Genomic DNA, 19,031 nt, shown 5'->3' on the forward strand with positions numbered 1-19,031 from the left:
AATCAGCCTTGGTTGATGCGGATCATATTGCCCGAGGGATCGCGGAAGGCGCAGTCGCGCGGACCCCACGGCTGGTCGATCGGTTCCTGGAGTACTTCGGCGCCGGACGCGCGGAGCTTCTCAAAGGTGCCGTCCAGATCGTCCGTGTTGAACACGAGCATCGGCATGACGCCCTTGGTCAGCAGTTCCTGGATGGCGTCGCCGTCGGCCTGGGAGCGGCCGGCGTGCGGAGGGGACAGGACCAGTTCAAGGTCAGGCTGGGCATCGCTGCCCAAGGTGACCCAGCGCTGGCCGTCGGAGCCGACGTCGTTCCTTACTTCCATGCCCAGGGCGTCCCGGTAGAAGGCGAGCGACTCATCGACATCGTTGACTGTGACGTGTGCGTACTTCAATGAAATGTTCATGAATCACACGCTATTGCAGCTGTGACGTGGGCGCTTCTTCAATCCTGCTCAGGTTTTTGTTGCTGTCACTGTTCCTGGTTCTTTCAGGGCGGGTTTGTTGCTTGGCGATGCAATTGGGCATGGCTTTCACCGCGTGATGTTCACGGGAGCGGTATTCGCTGGGGTTGATGCCCACGATTTCGGTGAAGCGTGCGCTGAAGGAACCCAACGACGTACAGCCCACTTCCATGCAGGCATCGGTGACGCTGGTGCCCGCACGAAGCAGGGCCATGGCCCGCTCGATCCGCCTGGTCATGAGGTAGTTGTAGGGGGATTCGCCGTATGCGGCTTTGAACTGGCGGGAGAAATGCGCAGGAGACATGAGCGCGCCGGCGGCCATGGTGGGCACATCCAATGGACGCGCATACTCGCGATCGATGAAGTCGCGTGCGCGCCGCAGATGGGCCAGGTTGGCCAGTTCCTGCGGAGTCATGGCGACAGTCTACTAGGCTCGTGACCATGGATTCAGTGGTGTGGTCGAAGCCCGAAAGCCAGCGCAAGGACACTCCTCTGCTGGTGATGATGCACGGTTATGGAACCAGCGAACAGCGCATGGTGGACCTCTTCCCGCACCTGCCCGGCGAGTTCGCGTGTGCCGCACTTCGGGGTCCCAAAGTGATCGGCGACCACTACGGATGGTTCCTGCTGGACTACTTCCTGACCAACGACTTCGCCGACGTCATCGCGTCCACCAACTCGGTGTTCAACTGGATCAACTCCGTCAAGGACAACCACAGCAGTGTCAGCCTGCTGGGCTACTCGCAGGGTATGGCCATGGCCAGCACCCTCCTGCGTTTGCGGCCGCACGCCTTCCAAGCCACCGTCGGCCTGTCCGGTTTCGTCCTGGACAACGACCTCCTCGCCCTGAGTGAGTCCTTCGATTCCCCGCCGCCGTTCTTCTGGGGCCGGGACAAGGCTGACCCCGTGATCAACGAGGACGCGATCGCCCACACCGAAGAGTGGTTGGAGGCCAACGTTGCCCTCACCGCGCGAAGCTATCCGGGCATGGGGCACAGGATCGAAGCGCCGGAGTTGGTGGATGTCAGTGCATTCCTGAAGTACTACGTCCTGAACGGTGCCTGACCTGTCCTGAACGGTGCCTGACCGCTGCCGGACCGTGGAAGGAATGCCCGGATTAGAAGGCATCAGGGCTCCGGAATCAAGCCCTTGGTGAGATTCGCGTCACAATATCGCATTCGACTGCACTCTATTGAATGACAAAATTGTAAGCGCTTACACTTTTGGCTGGTGACCCGGTCGGGGTCTCACGCCCCAGGCGTCAGGCGAGCATGGAAAGGGTTGAGGCCGTGTTGCATGGTTAGGACTCACAGGGTGACGATCCAGGACGTAGCCGTCCTCTCCGGATTGTCCATTTGCACGGTGTCGCGGGCACTCAGGAAGCTCCCCAATGTTTCTGAAAAGGCACAACGACAGGTGGCGGAGGCCGCCAGCAAACTTGGCTACAAAGCCTCGGCTGCCGCGTCACGGCTGGCAGGCGGCACCACGGGATCGGTGGCCATCGTTGCACCGACGGCCACGGCCTGGTTCTTCGCCCAAGCAGTGGAAGCAGCAGAAGAAGTCTTCGGCGACAGCGGCTATGACACAGTCCTGATCAGCCTGCGCAACAAACCCAGCGTGAGGAAGCAGGTCTTTGGGGAGTTGGAGAACCTCGCCCAGCGGGTGGACGGGCTTCTCCTGCTCAATATTGACCTCGCGGCCGCGGAGGTGGAAGCGTTGCAAGCGTCCGGGCTGGCAGTGGCCAGCGTGGGTATGGGAAATGTTCCGTGGGACAATGTAGGTATCGATGACGAACACGCGGCCTGGCAGGCCACCCAACACCTGCTGGGGCTGGGCCATTGGGACTTGGCCGTTCTCTCGAGCAATGAGCACCCCGTTGTGACTGAGACCCCACGGTTCCGTGGTTTCAGGCGTGCGCTGGATGAACACCACCTCACCGTCCACCCGGACTTTGTGGTGGGTTCCGGGCCAAGCATCGACGACGGCCGGCGGGCAATGACAGAACTCGTCGCCCGCGGTGCAAGGCCCACGGCAGTGTTTGCCCACTGTGATGAGGCCGCGTTCGGTGTGTTGACTGCGCTGCGAGAACACGGCCTGTCCGTGCCCAAAAACGTGTCCGTGATCGGTATGGACGACCACCCCATGAGCGGGTTCCTTGGCCTGAGCACTGTGGCGCAGCCCGTCGCAGACCAAGGCGCCTTCGCAGCAAACCTGCTGTGTGAACGCCTGCTGAATATCGAAACTCCCCATCAACCGACCAACCACCTGCTCGATACCAAGCTCATCGAACGCAAAACCACGCGCCACAAGCGCTGAACGGAATACTGCACATGACTGATCTTCGTACTGCCTGGACGGGCGCCTCTGCGCTGCTGTTCGACCTCGACGGCGTGCTGACGCCCACTGCCGTGGTGCACGAGCATGCGTGGCAGGAGCTGTTCGATGGCTACCTGACTGGTGCGGGCCATCCGCAGGGTTACCAGGAGAGCGACTACTTCGATCACATCGACGGGAAGCCGCGCTTCGACGGAGTCCGGGATTTCCTGGCCTCCCGTGGCATTACCTTGCCCGAAGGTCCGGTCCACGACGACCCCGACAACGAGACGGTGCAGGGCCTGGGCAACCGGAAGAACGCGATTTTCAATGAGATCGTAAATTCCCGCGGCGTCGAGCCGTACGAGGGCTCGGTCAAATTCATCAACGCGGCGGTGGAGTTGGGGCTCAAGGTGGCTGTGGTGTCCTCCTCCCGCAACGCGCCCGCAGTACTGAAGGCCGCGGGCCTGGACCACCACTTCGAGGTTGTCGTCGACGGTCAGGTGGCCGCCGCCGTCGGACTTCCCGGTAAGCCGGACCCGGCCACGTATGTCTATGGAGCAAGCCTGCTGGGCGTGCCCGTGGAGGAATGCATCGTGGTGGAGGACGCAGTGTCCGGCGTGCAGGCCGGCGCCGGTGCCAACTTCTTCGCCGTGATCGGTGTGGACCGCGGAGCAGGCCGACAGGCCTTGCTCGACGCCGGCGCCACGCTGGTGGTCGACGACCTCAACGATCTTCTCTGACCCTACTTTTTCGAAGGACTTCAACAGCCCATGGCACTCATCAGCTCCGATCGGCTGCGCTTCCCCTGCGAGCCCTGGAAGCTCGTGGAAAACATCCACGTCGCCGGTGACGAGGGAACGCTGGAAACGCTGTTCGCGCTCGGCAACGGCCACCTTGGTATCCGTGGCTCGCATTCAACGGCCGGGGACAGCGAACTTCCCGGTACGTTCGTCAACGGTTTCCATGAGATCTGGGACATCAAGCACGCCGAGAATGCTTACGGCTTCGCCCGGACGGGCCAGCGGATCGTCTACGTGCCGGACGCCAACAATTTCACGGTGTCCATTGACGGTGAGGCCCTGAGCCTGGCGGAGTCCACGGTGGTGGACTACCACCGCAGCGTGGACTTCTCCACAGGCGTCTACGAGGAAAGCATTACCTGGGCCTGCCGTTCAGGTGCCACGGTCACCACGGTGGAGCGCCGTGCGGTCGGGTTCGATTCGCGCGGATGCCTTGGCTTGGAACTGTCGCTGACAGCTGACCGGGACGTGTCCGCGGACATCACTTCCGGCGTCGTCAACCGCCAGGACCAGCCTGTGGAGGACCACTCCGTCCATGATCCGCGCCGCTCCGGCCGGCACGCCGGCCGCGTCCTGTTGCCCTTGCACCTGCAGGGAGCCGACGGTTCCCTCCGCCTGGCGTGGGAGACCTCCGAATCGCGACAGCGTGTTGCCATGGCCGTGGATCACTGGATCTCTGCCGAAGGCCAGCCGTTCGAGACGTTGGTGGCTGAGGACGAATCGTCCGTGCGCTATGTCCTGGCAATCCACGACGGCGACACTTTCCGCGTCGAGAAGTCGGTCAGTTACGTCGTGGCCGGCTCCAGCGACGCCGAGGACCGCGGCGAGAGCCTGGCCGCCGATGCGGAAGCCAACCTCGTTTCCTTCGCCGAGGTCCTGGCGCAAAGCAAAGCGCACTACGAGCAGTACTGGACCACGGCCGACATCTCCATCGGCGGCCAACCCGAGATGCAGCAGGCCGTTCGCTGGGGACTCTTCCAGCTGGCGCAGGCCACTGCACGTGCCGGGGTGGCCGGTATTCCGGCAAAGGGCGTCAGCGGGTCCGGCTATGAGGGCCACTACTTCTGGGACCAGGAGGTCTACCTCCTGCCGTACCTGACGTACACCAACCCCTGCGGTGCCCGGAAGGTGCTCGAATCCCGCCATGCCATGCTGCCGGATGCCCGGGTGCGGGCCAAGGAGCTCAGCGTTGATGGCGCACTGTTCCCGTGGCGCACCATCAACGGGCTTGAGGCCAGTGCCTACTACGCTGCCGGGACTGCCCAGTTCCACATCGCCGCGGCCATCGCTTTCGCGGCCAACCGGTACCAGTGGGCCAGCGGCGACGACACCTTCAGCGGCGAACTGGGGGCCGACCTGCTGATTGAAACAGCACGCATGTGGGCCTCCCTGGGGTTCTTCGGCAAGGACGGCATGTTCCACATCCACGGCGTCACCGGCCCGGATGAATACACGGCCGTGGTCAACGACAACCTGTACACAAACGTCATGGCGCGTTTCAACCTGCGTGCCGCTGCCGCCCTGGAGGATGAGGGAATCGCCGACACCGAGCGGATGGTGTGGCGCCAGGCCGCCGAGCGCATGTCACTGCCTTACGACCCCCACCTTGAAGTGTTCAGCCAGGACAACGACTTCATGACCCTGGAGCCATGGGACTGGAACACTCCCAAGTCCAAGTACCCGTTGCTGCTGAACTTCCACCCGTTGGTGATCTACCGGCACCAGGTCCTCAAGCAGGCCGATACCGTGTTGGCGATGTTCCTCCAGTGGCAGGACTTCACGGCGGAGGAAAAGCAGCGCGCCTTTGACTTCTACGATCCCATCACCACCGGCGACTCCACCCTGTCTGCGTGCGTCCAAGGCATCATGGCGGCCGAGGTCGGGTATGGCGACGTTGCCTTGAAGCACTTCACCGACGCCCTGTTCATCGACCTCGACAATTCCCACGGCAACACGATCGACGGCGTCCACATCGCCTCCACCGGCGGAATCTGGAGCTCCTTGGTGTGCGGTTTCGCGGGCATGCGGGACCAGGGCGAGGTGCTGCGCTTCGATCCGCGTCTGCCCGTGGAGTGGGAGGGTTTGTCCTTCCGGCTCAAGGTCCAGGGGCGCTTGCTGGCCGTGGATCTTTCGCAAGGTTCCATCGCGCTCACACTCGCAGGCGGACCGGACTACAGCGACGAGCCGCTGCGCCTGAACGTGCGGGACCACCACGTTACAGTCGGCGCGGACACCGTGACGGTGCCGCTGGAAACCGTACCGGTCCCGCCGCCGTCGATCTTCCCCAGCGTCTTCCCGACGGCGGGCCTCCCGATCATCCGTTAAGTCCCGCCTTCGCGGGGCTACTTGGCGGCTACTTGGCCGCGAGGTCCATGGTGGTCAGGCGCAGCCACAACCACAGCCGTTTCTGCGGGTCCGCCAGGTCCAGGTTGAAGTCCTCGGCCAGGCGGGCCACGCGGTAGCGGACGGTGTTGTTGTGTACATGGAGTTGGGTGGCCATGGCGGAGATGTTGCCGTTGGACGCCAGATAGGCCCGGAGGGTTTCGAGGTAATCTGTTTGCTGCTCGGCGTCGCGGGCCTGGATCCTGGCGATCCCGTCCGAGCCGCCCAGCCCGTTGTCTTCAATGAACGCGCCGATTTTCAGCAGGTCCAGCGGTATTTGAAAGTCTTCAAAAAGTGCAATGCCCGGCGCTTTTATCCCGCGTGCCTTGTTCTCCCGTGACTGGAGGTTCAGCAGGTGGTGCAGGGTTTGCATGGCCTCGGACCTGGATCGGGCAAGGCCCTCGATGCTTTCGGCGATGCCTCCCACGGTGGCGATGACCGGGAAGGAGCTGATGGTATGCGAGTACGCCTCAATTTCCTGGATGATCCGTCCGTGCAGTGCCCGCGGTGAGGTCCCGTTGCAGGGGAGCAGTGCGTAGACCACAGACCCGATCAAGGCGCTGTGGCTGGTGCCGAACTGCACATTGCACACAGTGGTTACAAGGTGCAGCAGGCGATGGATGTCACGCACTGATTCAAGGCTTCCGGTCTCCGGCCGGACTATGGAAAAGGCTGCCACGGCCAGGCCGTTGGCTGTGTCCAGGCCCAGTTGGGCAGCAGCAAACGATGCGTGCGGAGTGTCATCCATGAGGGTCCGGATGAGGTCGGCATTGCGTCGCTCGCCAAAGTCCGAGGCCGAGCGCGCGTGGAGCATGTGCAACCCGGCCAAGGGCGCCATCCGGTCCAGTGCGTTCAACGCGGTGGCGCGTTTCTCCTCACCAGGGTCGATGATCCAGACGGAACCCAGCAGCTCACCGCCGGCCCGGACGGCCAGCGCAAGGCGGGCCATGCCGTCGTCGGGCGCCGGCACCAGCACCGCTCCCGGGGCTGCGTAGACGATCTTGAAGTCCTGGTCGAAAGCCGGTTGGGTGGTCTCCTGCAGGGTGAGCGTGGTGATGCGCCTGAGCTCATCGATGGGCTGGCCCGGCAAGGTGGAATAGCCAAGGATGCGGCCGAGCGGATCTACTATGCTGGCGGCGCCGTTGGTGATGGAGGCCGCGGCGTTGGCGAAGGCGTAGAGGTCACCGAGCCGTACCCCTGAGACTGAATCCGCTGCCGCACCCATCACCGATGCCCTGGCCAGTGCCACCAACCGCGTCCAGTCCGCGGTATCAGGGGCGACGAGCACGGACAGGCTGTAACCAACCGCAGCAGAACGCAGCTGCTCCATCTTTGCGCCATGTGCCTTGACGATCACTGCAGCCGCGTTGCTGTTCGCCGCCCTGTGGAGGAGTTGATCGAAATCCGGGGACCCGAAGGTGCATCCGACCGCCAGGATGATGCGGTCGCCCACACTGGACCAGTTATCCAGGGGGTCGTACATCAGTACGTCAGAAACGGGGTGCCCCAGGTTCTCCGGTGTGGGATTGGCGTGCACCAGGTCCGCCTGCATGAGTTGGATGCAGTCGGACAACCGCACCACGGATTGCTGCATCCCTGACTGGGAACGCTCGGCCTGTTGAGGATCGGGAAGCGGCGCTGCTTGGTCCATGAATGGACGTTATCACAAGAGGGATTCCTATCTTATAGAGGAATTCACATATAGAGAGATGGAGATCTGCGTCACTATTGGGAAAGGAGCTGGGAGGGTAACCCCAGCAGGAACGCAGAGGACACACCATGAAACTCAAGGACATCAAGGCGCTCGCCTCGGTGCAGGGACCGGCCCGATCCGTCTCGGAGCGCCTGTCGCGTAAGTGCTACAGCGTGGAGGACATGCGGAAGCTGGCGGCCAAGCGCCTGCCCAAGAGCATCTTCGAATACATCGAAGGTGGCGGCGAGGACGAGGTGTCGCTGCGCCGCAACCGCTCATCGTTCGACGATTGGTCCTTCCTCCCCAAATGGGGCTCCGTGGAGAACCTGGACCTCAGCTCAACCCTCCTGGGCGGACCCGTTTCGATGCCGGTGACCCTCTCACCCACAGGCGGTACCCGGCTGTTCCACCCGCAGGGCGAGTCCGCCGTCGCCCGTGCAGCGCTCGCCGAAGGTATTCCGTACGGCCTGGCCCACCTGAGCACCACCACCATGGAAGACGTCAGCGCGGCGGCACCGGGACTTCGCCGATGGTTCAACCTGGAACCCACCTCGGACAAGGGCCTCCTGCAGGCCGTCCTGGACCGGGTATCCAACGCCGGCTACGAAGCTCTGCTGGTCAATGTCGATTGCCGGGCCATAGGACACCGCGAGCGCGATTACCGCAACGGATTTACCGCCCCGCCGTCCATCAAGCCGAAGACGGTTGTGGAGGGAATGTTGCACCCCGCGTGGGCGCTGGGATTCCTGGCCAATGACGCGATCGCCTTCCCCAACCTGGACGCCGAGGTGCCTGAGGGCCCACTGGCCAGCTCGCCGGACATGTGGCGCACGCTGCTTGCCGGTTCCTATGAGCCCACCGATTGGGACGATATCAGGGACCTGCGGGATCGCTGGAACGGTCCCATCGTGCTGAAGGGCGTTGTGAACGCGAACGACGCCGCGCTGGCAGCTGCCATGGGAATCGACGCCATCCAGGTCAGTAACCACGGCGGACGGCAGCTGGACCACATGGCTGCTCCACTGGATGTCCTCGCGGACATCGTTGAGAGGACCGCCGGCCGGATGGAAATCATTGTCGACGGCGGAATCCGCCGGGGTTCGGACGTGGTCAAGGCGTTGGCGCTGGGCGCGGATGCCTGCTCCATCGGCCGCCCCTACCTTTACGGGCTGGCTGCGGCCAGTGAAGCGGGCGTTGCCCACGTCCTAAAAATGTTCCGGGCCGAAATGACCCGCACCATGATGCTCCTCGGAGTATCCACCATCAAGGAACTGCGTACCGAAGGCCGGGACTTGATCCGGCACCGCAACGAAGCGTTCACCCGCACCCAACCCAACCTAATCCCTGGGGCCCCTTCGGGCCTCGAAGAAATGAGGACCCCCTGATGAAGAACTTGCCTGCCAAACTCGGCTTACCCACCGTCGTCGTCACGGCAGCGCTCATGCTGGCAGTGACGGCATGCAGCCCCACCGGCAACGCATCGGCGTCGAACCCGTCCGGCGACGCAGCCGCAGCGGGGACCGGCGTCCCCGCGCTGGAAGTCAACCAAGCCGCCGTCGACCTTCTTCCGGAGTCCATCAAGGCTTCCAAGGTCCTGCGCGTGGCCATCCCCACCAACGAACCGCCAACGCAGTTCTACCGCGAAGGCACGCAGGAAATGACCGGAACCAATCCGGATGTGGCCCGTCTCATCGGCGAGGCATTGGGTGTCAAAGTGGACATCCAGGTGGCAAACTTCGACTCCATCATTCCCGGCCTTGCAGCCGACCGCTACGACATGACGGTCTCCTCCATGACCCCCACTGAAAAGCGCATGGAAGTCCTGGACTTCGTTGACTACATGCAAATCGGTAACGCGATCGCTGTTCCCAAGGGCAACCCGGCAGGCATCAAGGACGAGAACGCACTGTGTGGAAAGAAGGTAGGACTCCTCACGGGCTCGTACCAGCTGACCGTCAACGTTCCTTCATACGACGAAGCGTGCGTCGCGGCCGGCAAGGAAGCCATCCAGAAGAGCGAATTCCAGGACACCCGGCAGGCAATCTCCGCACTGACCAGCGGACGGCTGGATACGGTATTGGCTGACTCGCCCATCCTCAATTACGCAGCTACCCAGAACCCGCAGATCGAGGTTGCCCGTACGTACGAGTTCGCTCCCGTAGGGGTGGGGATGCCTAAGGAATCCGGCTTGGTGAAGTCCGTTTCCGCCGCCCTGGACGTCGTGATCAAGAGCGAGTCCTACATCAAGGTCCTCGGTAAGTACGGCCTGGAGACCAGCGCCATCACCGACGCCCGCGTCAACTTCGCCCAGTAGCGGAATACACAGTAATGAATTCCACCAGCAAAGAGGTGACGGCAATGCACAATCAACCCCCAGTCCCTGACACCAAGGAGCCGGCGACAGCGGCTTCCGGAGATTCGATTCCCGTAGTGCCCCTGAAGCACCCGGTCCGCTTGGCCCTGGCCATCGTCCTCATCCTTGTTGCGCTGAGCGCCGCCTGGGATGTGGCGGTGAACGAGCGTTACCGCTGGGACGTCGTGGTGTCCTACCTGTTCGCCCCGCAGATTCTTGCCGGCGCCGGACTGACAATCGTGCTGACAGTGGTGTCCATGACCGTCGGCATAGCCCTGGGTACGCTGCTGGCCATCATGCGGCTTTCCGACAACCCGATCCTGAGCACCATCAGCCGTGCCTACATCTGGTTCTTCCGCGGTACGCCGCTGCTGGTCCAGCTGATCTTTTGGTACAACATTGCAGCCCTTTACCCGGTGATCGCCTTCGGTCTTCCGTTCGGGGGACCGTCCATGGTCCTGGGCTCGGCCAACGTGCTGATCTCACCGCTGGGGGCTGCGCTCCTGGGATTGTCCCTGAACGAGGCCGCGTACATGGCCGAGATTATCCGCGGCGGCATCGGCTCCGTGGATAAGGGCCAGTACGATGCAGCCCGTGCCTTGGGAATGAGCGGTGGCAAGCTGATGAACCGGGTCATCCTGCCCCAGGCCATGCGGGTGGTCCTTCCGCCCACCGGCAACCAGGTCATCTCGATGCTGAAGGGCACGTCCCTGGTGAGTGTCCTGGCGATTTCGGACCTGCTCTACTCGGCCCAGATCATCTACGCGAACAACTACCAGACCATCCCGCTGCTCATTGTGGCCAGCCTCTGGTACCTGCTCATGACCACTGTCCTGAGCTTCTTCCAAAACAAACTTGAACGCCGTTACGGACGTGGCTTCGACTCAGCACCCCGACGGATCCGTAAGCCTAAGACAAGGACAGCATGATGACTACCGCCATGGTGGAAGCCCGGGGAGTCCGGAAGAACTTCGGCGTTATCGAAATCCTGAAAGGCATCGACCTCAGGGTTGAAAAGGGATCGGTGACCTGCCTGATCGGTCCGTCCGGTTCCGGCAAGACCACGTTCCTTCGCTGCATCAACCACCTCGAAAAGGTTGACGCCGGCCGGCTCTACGTGGACGAGCACCTGGTGGGCTACGCAGAGCGCAACGGGAAGCTCTACGAAATGAAGGAACGCCAAACGGCCCGCTCACGGCTCAATGCCGGCATGGTGTTCCAACGCTTCAACCTCTTCCCGCACATGACCGTGCTGGAGAACATCATCGAGGCACCCGTGCACGTTCTTGGCCGGCCCCGGCGTGAAGTTGTTGTCGAAGCCCAGGCCCTGCTGGACCGGGTGGGCCTGGGTGACCGCGGGCACTCCTACCCCCAGGAGCTCTCCGGCGGGCAGCAGCAGCGCATTGCGATCGCCAGGGCCTTGGCCATGAAGCCCAAGCTGATGCTCTTCGACGAGCCCACCTCCGCTCTTGACCCCGAACTGGTGGGCGAAGTCCTGGACGTGATGAAGTCCCTGGCTGAAGCAGGAATGACCATGGTTGTGGTCACGCACGAACTCGGTTTCGCCCGGCAGGTGGCCGATCAGGTGGTGTTCATGGACGGCGGCGTGGTGGTGGAAAGCGGCCCGCCCGAGCAGGTCCTGGGCGATCCGCAGCACGAACGCACCAAGGCGTTCCTCTCCAAGGTTTTGTAAGTTCTCCAAGCACCGCGAAAGGCATCACCATCATGACCCGTCACCAAGTCACCACGGACCTCGCACCCAGCCCGGCCGGTCCCTACTCCCAGGCCATCGTGGCCAACGGATTCCTTTTCACCGCAGGCCAGACCCCGCACGACCCCATGACGGACGAACGCGTCGGGATCACCATCGAGGAACAAACCATCCAGGCCATGAAGAACCTGGGTGAGGTCCTGGGTGCCCACGGTCTGGACTTCTCCCACGTGGTTAAGGCGACCGTGCACCTGCACCACCCGGGGCGCGACTTCGAGGGCTTCAACGCCATCTATGAAAAGTACGTCGTGGCTCCTTACCCGGCGCGGACCACCGTTGGTTCGTTCCTGGGTGACTTCCTGGTGGAGATCGACGTCGTGGCGGCCATCCCGTAACAACCGCGACCCCGCAGGAACGTCCCAACACCTTCACGCGGCCCCGTCCGATGCATGTCACAGCGTATTTGGGCGGGGCCTTCCTTGACTGCGCCCACGACACTGCCCGCATCACCTCAATCCCGGCAGCTCCGTCCAGGCTTCTCCATCCCTTGAAAGGCCCGTTATGGCAGTCCAAACGACGCCCTGCCCAAACGGTGGTGACCCGGCTTCCGCAGAACCACTGAGCGACCAACAGCTGTTGGCGTTGGTGCGGGGAGGTGATGTTGCAGCCTTCGGGGAACTGTTCATCCGGTACCGGCGGGTGGGAAGTTTCGTGGCCCGCGCGGAATCAGACAACCCCTTTGACGCCGCAGACGTAGTGGGTGAAGCTTTTGCCGCCGTCTTCCAAGCGACCATTAAGGGCAAGGGTCCTGTGGAGTCGTTCCGGCCCTACCTCCTGACCACCATCCGCAGGATGGCCCACCGAAAGAACCAGACGTCCGCCCGGCTGGTTCTCACTGACTCCAGCGCGATGGATGCCCTGGCCTTTGCCGGTGACGATCACGTCCTGGGGACCCACGAGACCATCATTTTGGTGCAGGCCTTCCGTGATCTTCCCCGGCGCTGGCAGGATGTGCTCTGGTATGTGGACGTTGAGGGTCTCAAGCCGGCACAAGCCGGCCCGTTGCTGGGGCTGACCCCGAACGCCGTGTCCGCGTTGGCCCTGCGTGCACGCGAGGGGCTCCTGCAAAGGTACCTGCAGAAGCATGTGGGCGAGCCCACCATCCAGTCCTGCGCACAATATCTGAAGCATTTCGGCAGGTACGTCCGCAACGGCTTGAGCGGAAATGCGCAGGCCAGAATCAGGCAGCACGCGGATCACTGTCACCACTGTTCAGCAGTCCTGGCGGAACTGAGGGAGCTTCAGGTTTCCATGGGGGCCAACGCCAAAGGCCAGCCAGCCTCAGGAGGCGTCCTTGTCCGGGGCGACTGATGCCTGTCCTGCCACCACTGCGTCTCCGACCGGTGCCGTTCCGGACGCCTGATTCCCCGCCACACGTCGACGCTCCAACTCGCAGTTGATGAGGTCCAGCAGCGCCTGCGCTGGTTCGGATAAGTGATGCGTGTCGGGTGAACCGAGTTGATCGCAATGGATCAGTACGTGGCGGATGCGTTCCAGTTCACGGGATGGCACCAAGGGCCAGCGGTGGAACAGCTGACGGACTGCAATCGCTCCGAGGAGGGCATCGGGCTTGTTTGCCACGCCATGGTTGCCGTGCTGAGCGGCTGCCCGTCGCCTGGCGATGGTGGCCGCCGAGAGCGCGACGCCATGGGCCATGAGATTCTCGGCCTTGAGTGAATTCGGGGCCATGGGGACCTCCCCGGGTAGGGCGAAGGAAGCCGTATGCCTGACTTTGAAATTAGCTTACAGAATGTGACTTATGTCATGTCAATATTAACGCGAGATATCCGCCGAGCCGTACTAAAGATGCGGGCGCCGCCACCCGGACAGGGTGGCGACGCCGATCGTTCAGCCCAGGTGAACGTGCGGGGTATCGCTTGTTCCGCTGAAGCTCCTGCGGTCGATCCTGATCAGGAGGAGTGTGAGTGGGGTTATCAAAACCGCCACCCCGGCCGCCCAAAGGAACACCATTGAATAGCCCGAGGTCAGCGCCGTAAGGGGACCGCCGCCAGCTGCCGTAGTGGTCGCTGCCGCGGTGGTAGCAGCCGCTATGGCGCTGAAGAGTGCAATGCCCAGCGATCCGCCGATCTGCTGCGAAGCGTTGACCAGGGCGCTGGCCACCCCGGCGTCGTCCTTGTCCACACCGAAAAGGGCCAGGTTCTGCATGGGGACGAAGACCAGGCCCAATCCGATGCCCATGAGGATCAACGCAGGCAGCATGTTCACCGCGTACGTCCCATCCGGCGTGACCTGAGTGAGCCACAGCATGGCTGCGGCCATGAAGACCGGACCCACTGCGCTGGGGACCTTGGCGCCCAGTCGGGGCAGGTTCTTCGCCGCAACGCCCGCCGTGATGATCAGCACCACCGTCATGGGCAGGGATGCGATTCCGGCCGCGAACGGGGCGAAGCCCAGAACGATCTGGAGGTAGAAGTTGATGAACAGGATGCCGCCGATCAGCACTGCTCCGGCAAGGAAGGACGCCAGGAATGCAGCGGCGCGGTTACGCTCGGTGGCGACGCGCAACGGAAGCAGCGGGTTCTTGACCTTGCGTTCGACGGCGACGAAAAGTACCAGCAACAGCGCACCTGCCGCAATGAAGCCCCACGATTCCACCGCACCCCAGCCGTGTTCGGCGTTGGCGAAGCCGTAGACCAATGAGCCCAGGCCCAAGGCGGCAAGGACGACGCCGGGCCAGTCGTATTTGGTGGAGCCTCCCGCTTTGCTTTCGCCCACCAAGGTCCACACGCCGATCAGCGCGATGACCGCGATAGGTACGTTGACGAAGAAGCACCACCGCCACGAGACAAATTCGGTGAGGAAGCCGCCCAGCAGAACTCCCACCGCTGCACCGACGCCGCTGATGGAGCCGAAGATGGCGAAGGCTGTGCCGCGGTCCTTGCCACCGGGGAAGGCTACCGTCAGGAGTGCCAGGGCCGCCGGCGCGAGGAGGGCAGCGAAGATGCCCTGAAGTGCGCGGGCCCCGATGAGTTCCCAGGGCTGCTGGGCCAGTCCGCCGATGAGTGATGCCACCGCGAAGCCTGCCGAGGCCGTGATGAAGGTCCGCTTCCGTCCCCAGAAATCGGAGATCCGTCCGCCCAAGAGGAGGAAGGCGCCGAAGACGAGGGCGTACGCAGTGACCACCCAGGAGCGGGTGGAATCGCTGATGCCCATTTCCATCTGGAGGCGGGGGAGTGCCAGGTTCACGATGGTGCCATCCAGGACCACCATGAACTGGGCGAGGGCCAGGAAGGGTAGGGCCCGCCAGCCGATGTTGCCTTTACCGCCCGGTGGGGCTGGTGTGTTTGCTTGGGCTTGTCCGCCCGATGTCTCCAGTAGTTGCGATGCCACGCGTCACCCATTCTTGAAAGTAGTAATACTTATAAATGTATAAGTACTTATGGTGGCGGGTGTAAGCCCGGATCAGGGTGACGTGCCTTACGTGTTCCTGGGGTGCGGAAGCTTGGGGTGTGCCGGGTCCATCTCAGGTTCTGAAAGGAACGAAGCCAACCGCTGCAGCGCCGGAAGGCTGGCCGCGATCTGCTCGCGCTCTTCGGGAAGCAGGCGGGCGCTCGCCGCGATGATGGCGTCAGCCCACCCATTCTCCAGGAGCGCCTTGATCCGTCTGGATTCGTCCGTGGGGTGGAGGGAAACGTAGCGCTTGTCTGAGGCATCCTTGACCCGCGTGACCAAGCCGGAAGCTACGAGCTCGCGCAACTGGGAACTGATGTTGCTCAACTGCCGCCCAAGTCTGGCCGCCACCTCGGCAACGGTGACACCAGGATGGCTTTCAACAACGCGAAGGATTTCCAGCAGACCATTCGAGATGGGGCGGAGGCCGGTCTCGTTCAGTGACTTGCGGCGAATGTCGGACGAGATATCAATCATGCAGACGGCCAGGGCCTTGTGGTCCACAGTCTCTTCTCCCATCCCTCAAGCATAGGTGGGGCCATGCCTCTTCAACTCGCCGGCGGTCGGCTGCAATAGTGGCAGGATGATCAACCAGCAACAACTCTGGGACGACGATGCCGCGCAGCAGTACGACACTCCCGGGCAGGGGATGTTCTCCCCTGACGTACTTGGCCCCACCGTGGAGGTGTTGTCGGAACTCGCGTCGGGAGGTCCCGCCGTCGAGTTTGCGATCGGAACCGGGCGCGTGGCCATCCCGCTCCTGGAAGCCGGCGTGCCGGTCAGCGGCATTGAGCTGTCCCACGCCATGATCGCGCGCTTACGCGAAAAGGTGGGCGAGGACCAGATTCGCGTGGTTCAGGGCGACATGTCCGAGGCTTCAATAGGCGGGAATTTCACCCTGGCCTTCCTGGTGTTCAACACCATCGCGAATCTTCTGACACAGGACCAGCAAGTCCGGTGCTTCGAGAACGCTGCCGGCCATCTCGCCCCCGGCGGTCGGTTTGTCATTGAACTCTGGGTCCCACAACTGCGTTCACTGCCCCCGGGACATGGGGGAACGGTGGAAGTGAGCGAGCCCGGCTACTTGTTGGTGGACACTTACGATGTGCTCCGCCAGCACGTTGTCTCGCACCATGTGCGGTTCGGCTCTGAGCTATCCGATGGGCGTGAGGCCCTGATTGGCCGGACGCCACACCGCTATATCTGGCCGAGCGAGCTCGACCTCATGGCACGGATAGCAGGTTTTGAACTGGAATCCAGGTGGGCCGACTGGGACCGCAGCGAATTCACCGCTGAGTCCCGCAGCCACGTATCGGTGTACCGGCTCATAGAACGCCCCTAGCCAATCACTGCCCTGACCTGGCGAATAGGCGTCGCATCCCACCACGCGCCAGCATCAGCACGATGATGAGGGCTGTCACTGCGAAGAACCCGCCGAGTTGTACGGCGTCGCCGAACACGAAATCGACCAACTCCAGCACCACGAACTTGCTTCCCGGCATGACAAACAGCAGTGCGACAACGCTGACAATCCGGGCTGCCACGGTCTTTCCATCCCTGATGCGTCCGACGATCTTCTTCTTGGCGAACATCACGATCTCGAGCACTGCTTTCAGCAGGATCGCCGTGAGAAGGGCCAGCAGGAAGGACTCTGAAATGACGGCGGGGAACAGCTGGATAAACACGCCCAACACGACCAAGTAGACGAGTACATCCACAAGATCGATCGGCCGGATCCGCATTCCGCGAGCGTATCAATCCAAGCAACCACGGACTAGGCAAACATGGGCCATGCTGCCGGATTGCTAGGCTGGACTCATGACCCGTCGCCTTGCAGCCCTGTCCGCCGTCCCTCTTTTGCTGCTGCTTGTCGGCTGCGGAGCAGTAGAGGAAGCTGCCGGAAATGCCGCCAGCGAGGCCGCCTCAAAGGTAGCCACTGCCGCTGCCGATGAAGTAACCAAGCAGATTTGCGCAGTGGTCCAGGACGGCTTGGTCAGCGTTCAGGACAAGCAGCTGCTGTCCGGTTTGGTGTCGGCAGCCAATGCTGCTGGAGTTCCCTCGGACATCACGACGCCGTTGAACCAGATCGCGGAGGCCGGCGACCAAGTGCCAGCTGAGTCCGTTCAGGCATTGAAGGACGCCTGCCCGGCATAGGGCGCGGCTGCGCTGGGGCTGCGCGGCGTTGCTGCTGCCCGGCCGGTTTCTAGGCTGGGACCCGCTTCTTTCTCCGGTGAAACTTGCCTGCCTTCGCGCGCTTGATGTGCCTGCGTCGGTTGTGCTGGGACTGCCGTTGGTGTGACTGCTGTTGCTGTTCAAGCGTGGGAACTCTGCTTGCCGGTGGAGGCGCCGCCACGTGCCCGTAATTATGCCCGGGCAGAGGCTGGGCCTTCGATTGATAACTGTGACCGGTGGGTGTGCGGATTTCGAGAGTGTGGACACCTTCGGGGAGGGTTTTCGCCGTCCAGCCGGGGTTTTCTTTGGTGTGGTTGCAGGCTTCGCAGAGTCCGGCCCCGTTGGCCAGGGTGGTGGTCCCGCCGGAATGCCAAGGGACCACGTGATCGATATGCCGGATGGGCGCGTCGCAATATGGGGTGCGGCAGGTGTCATCACGGGTTTCGATGAAACGCCTGAGTCGTGGTGGAAAGAGCCTCGCTTTGGAGTCCATGCTCAGGAGTTCGCCTGTGGCCGGCGCGGTGTAGAGCCGGCGGAGCCACACGGTTAGCTCGTCGTCCCGCGTTGGCGCCGGCTCCTGCCTTGGTGCGGGGTCTTGCTCGGACAGGGCCCCGCTTCCGGCGCGAAGTAGCTTCCTGGCCCATTCAGCGGGGACGATTCCGTAGCCTTCGAGCCGGGCAGGTTCGCTGTCGCCCTGTAAGAGGGTTCGATCGGTCATGACGAGCTGCAGGTCGATTCCGCTGATCCCGCCGCGCCTGCCGGTGATGCGCTCGACGAGGGTGTCTGCCATGACCTGGCCCCGGATCCGGGGGTCCCCGGCCGAACGGGCAGAGTCAGCAGCCCGGGTCAGAGCGGTGTACGCCGCCACACCCTTCGCGACCGGAAGGAGGGCGGTCAGGTAGGTCATGGCGTCCGGCGCCGGGCGCAGGGTCACGGTCCGTTCGGTGGAAGCGTGGGCGGCGCGTTGGGCAACGGAACGCGGATCACGCCGGTAGGCGGCTGCCTTCGCCGCGGCGATGATCGCCCGGTCGCCCTTCCCCTCGAACGTGCCGGTGTCTGCGGAGAGTTCCTCGTCCACGGCGCAGCGGTCCTCCGCAGACAGGCATGCTGTTTCCTTGACCAGCAGCGTGGCCCGCCATTCATTCAACTGGCCCGATTCCAGCGCTGCCATGGTGTGCGGCATCTCTGTCACCAGCGCCTTCGCCATGCCCAGGAGTCGCGAGCCCCGGTTCGGGGATTCCCGCCGGGCCAACGCGATCTGCGCCCCAACACCGTGGCCCCGTTCGGACGCGGGCACACCCGCCGCGGCCTGCTCCTGCCGTTGGGCGAAGTCAAAGGCCACCGCGGCACGGGCCTGCAACCCCACGATGGCGGACTTCAGGTCTTCAAGCCCGCGGATCTGGTCGATAAGCTCCCGGCTCGCGGTGCCGAGGGGGATCGCGCCCAGGAGCGTGATGAGATCAGAAACCCGAGGCGTGGTCTCGTCGGTCCAATGCCTCGAGACAGGAACAAGCGCCGCGTCTGGCGGTGTCTGCATGCCCCGAATCTGCTCCATGCCTCAACTCTTCCAGCAGGCATTGGGCGCCATAAGGTCGAAAGCCCCCTATGTGGAAAAGCGATGACGTCTACGTCCAACGAGCAACTGATGCCATGCCGGAGCTGTCGGGGAAAC

The 19,031-nt window shown here is 63.1% G+C and carries 20 protein-coding genes; 12 read left to right on the forward strand and 8 right to left on the reverse strand.

The features are described from left to right. Positions 1–2: 2 nt before the first annotated feature. Positions 3–404 carry a VOC family protein gene (locus J3D46_RS06170; RefSeq protein WP_159704170.1) on the reverse strand — a complete coding sequence of 134 codons (402 nt, stop codon included), beginning with the start codon at positions 402–404 and terminating at the stop codon, positions 3–5. A gap of 10 nt (positions 405–414) precedes the next feature. Next, positions 415–876: a helix-turn-helix transcriptional regulator gene (locus J3D46_RS06175; RefSeq protein WP_231341406.1), complete on the reverse strand. Its 462-nt coding sequence runs from the start codon at positions 874–876 to the stop codon at positions 415–417. A gap of 26 nt (positions 877–902) precedes the next feature. On the opposite strand from J3D46_RS06175, the gene J3D46_RS06180 reads away from it, so the two are divergent. The 4 genes from J3D46_RS06180 (at position 903) to J3D46_RS06195 (ending at position 5,902) form a co-directional block, all read left to right on the forward strand. Further along, positions 903–1,526 (forward strand): alpha/beta hydrolase, encoded by a 624-nt coding sequence (locus J3D46_RS06180; RefSeq protein WP_253465775.1) that lies wholly within the window; start codon positions 903–905, stop codon positions 1,524–1,526. Between the two features lie 249 nt (positions 1,527–1,775). Next, on the forward strand, positions 1,776–2,777 hold the full coding sequence (locus tag J3D46_RS06185) for a LacI family DNA-binding transcriptional regulator (RefSeq protein ID WP_231341407.1): 1,002 nt from the start codon (positions 1,776–1,778) through the stop codon (positions 2,775–2,777). A 14-nt stretch (positions 2,778–2,791) separates the two neighbouring features. Beyond that, positions 2,792–3,517 (forward strand): HAD family phosphatase, encoded by a 726-nt coding sequence (locus J3D46_RS06190; RefSeq protein WP_253465777.1) that lies wholly within the window; start codon positions 2,792–2,794, stop codon positions 3,515–3,517. Positions 3,518–3,547: 30 nt separating this feature from the next. Beyond that, positions 3,548–5,902 carry a glycoside hydrolase family 65 protein gene (locus J3D46_RS06195; protein WP_231341409.1) on the forward strand — a complete coding sequence of 785 codons (2,355 nt, stop codon included), beginning with the start codon at positions 3,548–3,550 and terminating at the stop codon, positions 5,900–5,902. Positions 5,903–5,930: 28 nt separating this feature from the next. Here J3D46_RS06195 and J3D46_RS06200 read toward each other — a convergent pair whose 3' ends face one another. Then, positions 5,931–7,610, reverse strand: coding sequence for a CdaR family transcriptional regulator (locus tag J3D46_RS06200; protein WP_253465779.1), 1,680 nt, complete (start codon positions 7,608–7,610; stop codon positions 5,931–5,933). A gap of 128 nt (positions 7,611–7,738) precedes the next feature. Between J3D46_RS06200 and J3D46_RS06205 the strand changes: the two genes are divergently transcribed. From J3D46_RS06205 to J3D46_RS06230, 6 genes are all read left to right on the forward strand, one after another. Beyond that, positions 7,739–9,037: an alpha-hydroxy acid oxidase gene (locus J3D46_RS06205; RefSeq protein WP_253465781.1), complete on the forward strand. Its 1,299-nt coding sequence runs from the start codon at positions 7,739–7,741 to the stop codon at positions 9,035–9,037. After that, entirely contained in the window at positions 9,037–9,966 is a 930-nt protein-coding gene (locus tag J3D46_RS06210) for an ABC transporter substrate-binding protein (RefSeq protein ID WP_231341412.1), read from the forward strand. Before J3D46_RS06205 ends, J3D46_RS06210 begins: the two co-directional genes overlap by 1 nt. Before the next feature lie 44 nt (positions 9,967–10,010). Beyond that, positions 10,011–10,934 carry an amino acid ABC transporter permease gene (locus J3D46_RS06215; protein WP_231341413.1) on the forward strand — a complete coding sequence of 308 codons (924 nt, stop codon included), beginning with the start codon at positions 10,011–10,013 and terminating at the stop codon, positions 10,932–10,934. Next, positions 10,934–11,698: an amino acid ABC transporter ATP-binding protein gene (locus tag J3D46_RS06220; RefSeq protein WP_305884636.1), complete on the forward strand. Its 765-nt coding sequence runs from the start codon at positions 10,934–10,936 to the stop codon at positions 11,696–11,698. The genes J3D46_RS06215 and J3D46_RS06220 overlap by 1 nt, the downstream gene beginning before the upstream one ends. A 32-nt stretch (positions 11,699–11,730) precedes the next feature. Next, positions 11,731–12,111, forward strand: a complete 381-nt coding sequence (locus tag J3D46_RS06225) for a RidA family protein (RefSeq protein ID WP_231341414.1) — start codon at positions 11,731–11,733, stop codon at positions 12,109–12,111. Between the two features lie 166 nt (positions 12,112–12,277). Then, positions 12,278–13,087, forward strand: a complete 810-nt coding sequence (locus J3D46_RS06230; protein WP_253465784.1) for a sigma-70 family RNA polymerase sigma factor — start codon at positions 12,278–12,280, stop codon at positions 13,085–13,087. On the opposite strand, the gene J3D46_RS06235 is transcribed toward J3D46_RS06230, so the two are convergent. The 3 genes from J3D46_RS06235 to J3D46_RS06245 all read right to left on the reverse strand — a co-directional run bounded on the left by J3D46_RS06235 (position 13,058) and on the right by J3D46_RS06245 (position 15,706). Beyond that, complete coding sequence (locus J3D46_RS06235; RefSeq protein ID WP_253465786.1) at positions 13,058–13,465, reverse strand: hypothetical protein; 408 nt, start codon at positions 13,463–13,465, stop codon at positions 13,058–13,060. The two genes, J3D46_RS06230 and J3D46_RS06235, sit on opposite strands and share 30 nt — an antisense overlap. A 159-nt stretch (positions 13,466–13,624) precedes the next feature. Further along, positions 13,625–15,127 (reverse strand): MFS transporter, encoded by a 1,503-nt coding sequence (locus tag J3D46_RS06240; protein WP_253465788.1) that lies wholly within the window; start codon positions 15,125–15,127, stop codon positions 13,625–13,627. A gap of 87 nt (positions 15,128–15,214) precedes the next feature. After that, positions 15,215–15,706: a MarR family winged helix-turn-helix transcriptional regulator gene (locus J3D46_RS06245; RefSeq protein ID WP_231341418.1), complete on the reverse strand. Its 492-nt coding sequence runs from the start codon at positions 15,704–15,706 to the stop codon at positions 15,215–15,217. Between the two features lie 64 nt (positions 15,707–15,770). Between J3D46_RS06245 and J3D46_RS06250 the strand changes: the two genes are divergently transcribed. Continuing rightward, positions 15,771–16,529 (forward strand): class I SAM-dependent methyltransferase, encoded by a 759-nt coding sequence (locus J3D46_RS06250; RefSeq protein ID WP_253465791.1) that lies wholly within the window; start codon positions 15,771–15,773, stop codon positions 16,527–16,529. A gap of 4 nt (positions 16,530–16,533) precedes the next feature. Here J3D46_RS06250 and J3D46_RS06255 read toward each other — a convergent pair whose 3' ends face one another. Further along, on the reverse strand, positions 16,534–16,929 hold the full coding sequence (locus J3D46_RS06255) for a hypothetical protein (RefSeq protein ID WP_231341420.1): 396 nt from the start codon (positions 16,927–16,929) through the stop codon (positions 16,534–16,536). A 76-nt stretch (positions 16,930–17,005) separates the two neighbouring features. On the opposite strand from J3D46_RS06255, the gene J3D46_RS06260 reads away from it, so the two are divergent. Continuing rightward, complete coding sequence (locus tag J3D46_RS06260; RefSeq protein ID WP_231341421.1) at positions 17,006–17,341, forward strand: hypothetical protein; 336 nt, start codon at positions 17,006–17,008, stop codon at positions 17,339–17,341. A gap of 49 nt (positions 17,342–17,390) precedes the next feature. Here J3D46_RS06260 and J3D46_RS06265 read toward each other — a convergent pair whose 3' ends face one another. Further along, positions 17,391–18,914, reverse strand: a complete 1,524-nt coding sequence (locus tag J3D46_RS06265) for an HNH endonuclease (RefSeq protein WP_374110768.1) — start codon at positions 18,912–18,914, stop codon at positions 17,391–17,393. Positions 18,915–19,031 lie beyond the last annotated feature (117 nt).

This window comes from Paenarthrobacter sp. A20 (assembly GCF_024168825.1).
Taxonomy (GTDB): domain Bacteria; phylum Actinomycetota; class Actinomycetes; order Actinomycetales; family Micrococcaceae; genus Arthrobacter.